The 5,538-nt window shown below is 64.4% G+C and carries 4 protein-coding genes; 1 reads left to right on the top strand and 3 read right to left on the bottom strand.

Annotated features, from left to right (window positions below; genetic code table 11):
* Both WCB02_RS12430 and topA read right to left on the bottom strand, forming a co-directional pair.
* The coding region (locus WCB02_RS12430) for a ribonuclease R family protein (protein WP_423958519.1) at positions 1-1,622 on the bottom strand (1,622 nt) is incomplete at its 3' end.
* A 7-nt stretch (positions 1,623-1,629) separates the two neighbouring features.
* The gene (gene topA / locus WCB02_RS12425; RefSeq protein WP_423958517.1) at positions 1,630-4,470 is read right to left on the bottom strand and encodes a type I DNA topoisomerase; all 2,841 of its coding nucleotides are present in this window, start codon (positions 4,468-4,470) and stop codon (positions 1,630-1,632) included.
* Positions 4,471-4,759: 289 nt separating this feature from the next.
* Here topA and WCB02_RS12420 point away from each other — a divergent pair, with 289 nt between their 5' ends.
* Positions 4,760-4,957 carry a hypothetical protein gene (locus tag WCB02_RS12420; RefSeq protein ID WP_423958516.1) on the top strand — a complete coding sequence of 66 codons (198 nt, stop codon included), beginning with the start codon at positions 4,760-4,762 and terminating at the stop codon, positions 4,955-4,957.
* Between the two features lie 17 nt (positions 4,958-4,974).
* On the opposite strand, the gene WCB02_RS12415 is transcribed toward WCB02_RS12420, so the two are convergent.
* Positions 4,975-5,457 (bottom strand): winged helix-turn-helix transcriptional regulator, encoded by a 483-nt coding sequence (locus tag WCB02_RS12415; RefSeq protein ID WP_423958515.1) that lies wholly within the window; start codon positions 5,455-5,457, stop codon positions 4,975-4,977.
* Between the last annotated feature and the right edge of the window lie 81 nt (positions 5,458-5,538).

The following is a 5,538-nucleotide window of genomic DNA, read 5'->3' as shown; positions in this document are numbered from 1 at the left end:
TCGTTTACCAAAGCTTCGTAGTCCTGCCCTGCCACCAGCGTCAGCACCCGGTTGAACAGCGAGGGCCGCAGCGCGCCGCTCTTGGCAAAGGGCACATCGAGCGTCTTCAGGAATTCCTGCAGGGCATGAACCTTCTCCAGGGTCGGCTCGTCGTGCACGCGATAGATCAGCGGCAGCGCCTTCTTCTCCAGCATTTCGGCGGCGGCGACATTGGCGAGGATCATGAATTCCTCGATCAATTTATGCGCGTCGAGCCGCTCCGGCACCACGACGCGGTCGACCGTGCCGTCAGGCTTGAGCAGGATCTTGCGCTCGGGGATATCGAGATCGAGCGGATCGCGCTCGTCGCGCGCGCGTTTTGCCACCGCATAGGCCGCGTAGAGCGGCCTGAGGATGGTCTCGAGCAGGGGGCCAGTGATGTCGTCGGGCCGGCCGTCGATTGCGGCCTGGGCCTGCGCGTAGTTCAGCTTGGCGGCCGAGCGCATCAGCACGCGGTGAAAACTGTGCGAGCGCTTGCGGCCGTCGGCGCCGATCACCATGCGCACCGCGAGCGCGCCGCGCGGCTCGCCCGGCACCAGCGAGCAGAGATCGTTGGAAATGCGCTCGGGGAGCATCGGCACGACGCGATCGGGAAAATACACCGAGTTGCCGCGCAGCAGCGCGTCATGATCGAGCGCCGAGCCGGGGCGGACATAGAAGGCGACGTCGGCGATCGCGACATGGACGATATGGCCGCCCTTGTTGTTCGGATCGGAATCGGGCTCGGCATGCACCGCGTCGTCATGGTCCTTGGCGTCGGGCGGATCGATGGTGACGAGCGGCACGCCGCGAAAATCCTCGCGGCCCTTCAGCGTCGCTGGCGTGGCCTCCTCGGCCTCGCGCAGCGCGGCTTGCGAGAAGACGAGCGGAATGTCGTGGGCATGAATCGCGATCAGGCTGATGGCCTTTTCGCTGGCGAGCGAGCCGAGCCGCTCCCTGACCTTGCCGGAGGCGAGGCCGAAGCCGCGCGAACGGACGACGTCGACGGCGACCAGATCGCCGTCCTCGGCGCCGTTCGTGTCCGTCTTGGCGATATTGAGTTCGCGTCCGGCCTGCTTCTTGTCGACCGGAACGAGCCGCCCGCCGCCGCCAGGCAGCGTGCGAAACACGCCGAGCACGCGGTGCCTGGCGTGATCGATGATCTTGACGACGCGCCCGCGATAGGCGGCGCCGTCAGCCTCCTCGGCGCGCTCGACATGCAGCAGCGCGCGGTCGCCGACCCCTGGGGTTGCGAGCGGGCGCGCGTGGCGGGAAGCCGCGATGCGGATCTTCGGCGGTTCGCCGCTTTCGGCCTCATCCCATTCGGCGGGCACAGCGATCAGCTCGCCGTCGGCATCGCGGCCGATGATGTCGGCCATCAGGGTGGCCGGCAGGCTCGCGGTCTCCGCGACCTTCTTGCCGCGCTTGATGATGCTGCCTTTCTCGGCCAGCTCGCGCAGCATCCGCTTCAACTCGGCGCGGTCGGCGTTCTTCAGCCCGAACTCGCGCGCAATCTCCTTTGTGCCGGATTTGCCGGGATTGGCGCGAATGAAGGCGACGATGGCGTCCTTGGTTGGAAAGCCGCTGTCGCGCGCGCTCGTCACGTCGGCATCATCCGCGCGCCTTGCCGGCGCTCTTCTTGGCCGTCTTGGCGGCTGGCGCGGGTTTCGCTGCCGAGGTCTTGGCGTCGGAAGCAACCGGCGCACGAGCCTTGCTGATCGCATCCGACTTGGGTTTGGCAGCCGCGACCTTGGGCTTGGCGGCGCCCTTCTTTACCGACGGCTTTTTCACAGGTTTTGGCGGAGCTTCCGCCTCGGCGTCTTTCTCGGTGCTGGTCTCGGACTTTTTTTCCGACTTTTGCTCCGTCTTTGCCGGCTTTTCAGCCTTCTTCGCGCTCGTCTTTTCGGCCTTCTTGGCCTTCTTGCCGCGCGCGGGCTTGCCGCCGCCCTTCGCGGCGCGCTCGTCGATCAGCGTGATGGCCTCCGCAAGGGTGATCGTGTCTTTTTCCTTGTCGCTCGGGATCGTCGCATTGATGCCGCCCGCGGTGACGTAGGTGCCATAGCGTCCGCTCTTCACCGCGACCGCGCCAAGGCTCGGATGATCGCCAAGCGGCTTGCCGGGATCAGCACCGAAACGTCGGCCGCTCGGGCCTTTCGCGATCTTTTCCGCGATCAGCGTCACCGCGCGGTTGAGCCCGATGTCGAACACTTCGTCGCCGGCTTCCAGGCTCGCATAGGTCTTCTCATGCCGCACGAAGGGCCCGAAGCGGCCGAGGCCGGCCGTGATCGGCTCGCCGGTCTCGGGATGCTTGCCGATTTCGCGCGGCAGCGACAATAGCTTCAGCGCCAGCTCGAGCTCGATATCTCCGGGCGATATGTTCTTCGGAATCCCGGCGCGCTTGGGCTTTTCGCCCTCCGCATAGTCCTTCTGGTCGCCGAGTTGGATGTAGGGACCGAATCGTCCGGCTTTCACCGTGACGTCGAGCCCGGTGTTCGGATCCTTGCCGAGAACGCGGTCGGCACTGGCCTCCGAGTCCGCCGCCAGCGGACGGGTGTAACGGCACTCCGGATAATTCGAGCAGCCGACGAAGGCGCCGAACTTGCCGGCCTTCAGGTTCAGTCTGCCGGTGCCGCAGGTCGGGCACTGCCTGACATCGCCGCCATCCGCGCGTGGTGGATAGATGTGCGGCCCCAGCATCTCGTCGAGCGCGTCGAGCACTTCCGCGACGCGCAGATCCTTGATGTCGTCGACCGCGCCAATGAAATCGCCCCAGAAATCCCTCAGCACCTGCTGCCAGGAAATCTCGTTGTTCGAGATGCGGTCGAGCTGCTCTTCGAGGTCGGCGGTGAAATCATATTCGACGTAGCGGCGAAAGAAGTTTTCCAGGAATGCGACGACGACGCGGCCCTTGTCCTCGCCATGCAGGCGTTTCTTCTCCAGCTTGACATAGCCGCGGTCTTTCAGGACCTGCAGGATCGAGGCATAGGTCGAAGGCCGGCCGATGCCGAGCTCTTCCATCCGCTTGACCAGGGAAGCTTCCGAGAAACGCGGCGGCGGCTCGGTGAAATGCTGGGTCACGGCGAGATCCTGCCGCTTCAAGGGATCGCCTTCGCTCATCGGGGGCAGGCGGCGGCTGTCGTCATCTTCCTCGTCGTCGCGGCCCTCCTGGTAGAGCGCGAGGAAACCGTCGAACTTGATGACCTGGCCGGTGGCGCGCAGGTCGAGCACGCGCGAACCCGCTTTGGCTGCGATGTCGACGGTGGTGCGTTCCAGTTCGGCCGATTCCATCTGGCTTGCGATGGTGCGGGTCCAGATCAACTCATAGAGCTTGGCCTGATCGGCCTCGAGCCGCCGGTGCATGTCGGCGGGCCGCCGCGTCAGGTCGGTCGGACGGATGGCTTCGTGCGCTTCCTGCGCGTTCTTGGCCTTGGCCTGGTACTGCCGCGGGGCCTCGGGCACATAGGCGTTGCCGTAATCCTTGCCGATCACCTCGCGTGCCTGCGTGATCGCCGATGGATCGATCTGCACGCCGTCGGTCCGCATATACGTAATGAGACCGGTGGTCTCGCCGCCGATATCGATGCCCTCGTAGAGCCGCTGCGCGATGCGCATGGTGTGCGCCGGCGCGAAGCCGAGCTTGCGGCTGGCTTCCTGCTGCAGCGTCGAGGTGGTGAAGGGGGCCTGCGGATTGCGCCGTGCCGGCTTGGCGTCGACCGTCGTGACCGTGAATGTCGCGGCCTCGATCGCCTTCTTGAAATCCTCGGCCTCGACGCCCGAGCCGATGTCGAGGCGCTGGATTTTCTTGCCGTCGGCGCCGACCAGTCGTGCTTCGAAGGCGTCGCCGCGCGGCGTCGTCAGCGTCGCGACCAGCGACCAATATTCCCGCGGCACGAATTTCTCGATCTCGAGCTCGCGGTCGCAGACCAGCCGCAGCGCGACCGACTGCACCCGGCCGGCCGAGCGCGCGCCGGGCAATTTGCGCCACAACACCGGCGAGAGCGTGAACCCAACCAGATAATCCAGCGCGCGGCGCGCCATATAGGCGTCGACCAGCGCGCCATCGATCTGGCGCGGATTCTTCATCGCGTCCGTCACCGCCTGCTTGGTGATGGCGTTGAACACCACGCGCTCGATCTTTTGATCCTTCAGCGCGCGCTTCTCCTTCAGCACCTCCAGCACGTGCCACGAGATCGCTTCGCCCTCGCGGTCGGGGTCGGTCGCGAGGATCAGCCGGTCGGCGCCCTTGAGCGACTTGGCGATATCGTTGAGGCGGCCCGCCGCTTTGGGGTCGATCTCCCAGATCATCTTGAAATTATGTTCTGGATCGACCGAACCATTCTTGGCAGGGAGGTCGCGGACATGGCCGAAAGAGGCTAGAACCTCATAGGACGAGCCGAGATACTTATTGATCGTCTTGGCCTTCGCCGGCGACTCCACGATGACGATATTCATATTATTCCAAGGGCTTACGGAAAAAATAGCGGCCGGTTCCGCGAGATTCGCGCCAGCCGCCCGACCGGAACATGGGTGGTGAGGGCGTCGCTGTCAAATCGACAGATGTTGAAGGCTAGTTCCATCAGCACGACTCAGTGTCTGGAAAGTTGTGAGATACCGTCTTAGGATTGCGCTCTTTTTGAGAGCAAATTTCGAATAATGCACGGATTTGGACGTATCCTGAATAATCGGATGTATTTTGGCTAAATCACTGCGCAAGCGCCGGGGGTGTCCCCCGCAAACGGACATGAGTCAGCGGTTCGAGGAACCACCACTCCAGAACAATCGTTCCGAGGAGGCGGTGACTCTGATTGCCGAAACGGCCGCACACCTGCGTGGGTTGGCGCGGCACCATAAGCTCGACCTCCTGTCCTACCTGCTTGCGATGGTGCAGCTGGAGGCCGACGAGCACATCAAACTGCTGAAACGGCGCAAGCTGTCGTGAAGGGCTGACCGTAGAGCCTACCGCGGAGCGGACTTCAGCCGCGACCGCTTGCCGGCCGGCCTCGGCTTGAGCGTGGTCTCGGCGGCACTGAGCAGCCGCCCGTCCTGGGAATAGAGTTCGAGCGTCCGCACCGGGCGGCATTCGTCGCGATCGACCAGGATGGTGGCGATGTCGTCCGGGGATTCGTCATACGCCTCGCTCCATTGCCGCAAGGCAACCAGGATCGGGAACACGCCGCGTCCCTTTGGGGTGAGCAGATAGTCCTGGTAGGCGCTACCGTCGGAGGCGGGCGCCGTGGTCAGGATGTCCTTGTCGACGAGGGTCCGCAGCCGCACGGCCAGGATATTTTTGGCAAGCCCGAGGCTCTTCTGGAATTCGCCGAAGCGGCGGCGGCCGAGCAGCGCGTCGCGGATGATCAAGAGCGACCACCAGTCGCCGATCGCGTCCAGCGACCGGGCGATCGGGCAGCCATTGTCTTGGAGGCTCGTTCGTTTCACCATCATAGTCCCCCCGGCGATCTCCGGTTCCGCTCGCTCGATCACGGCCTTGTGTGGTTGCATCATAAAACCAGATGCCGTAGC

Source organism: Bradyrhizobium sp. (assembly GCF_049581145.1).
GTDB lineage: Bacteria > Pseudomonadota > Alphaproteobacteria > Rhizobiales > Xanthobacteraceae > Bradyrhizobium.
The sequence above is the reverse complement of the archived record's forward strand: the minus strand, read 5'-3'. Positions and strand labels throughout refer to the sequence as shown.

Bases quoted from the DNA above. Each gene is read 5' to 3' on its own strand.
- topA (WP_423958517.1), bottom strand. From the start codon at position 4,470: ATGAATATCGTCATCGTGGAGTCGCCGGCGAAGGCCAAGACGATCAAT.
- WCB02_RS12420 (WP_423958516.1), top strand. From the start codon at position 4,760: ATGAGTCAGCGGTTCGAGGAACCACCACTCCAGAACAATCGTTCCGAG.
- WCB02_RS12415 (WP_423958515.1), bottom strand. From the start codon at position 5,457: ATGGTGAAACGAACGAGCCTCCAAGACAATGGCTGCCCGATCGCCCGG.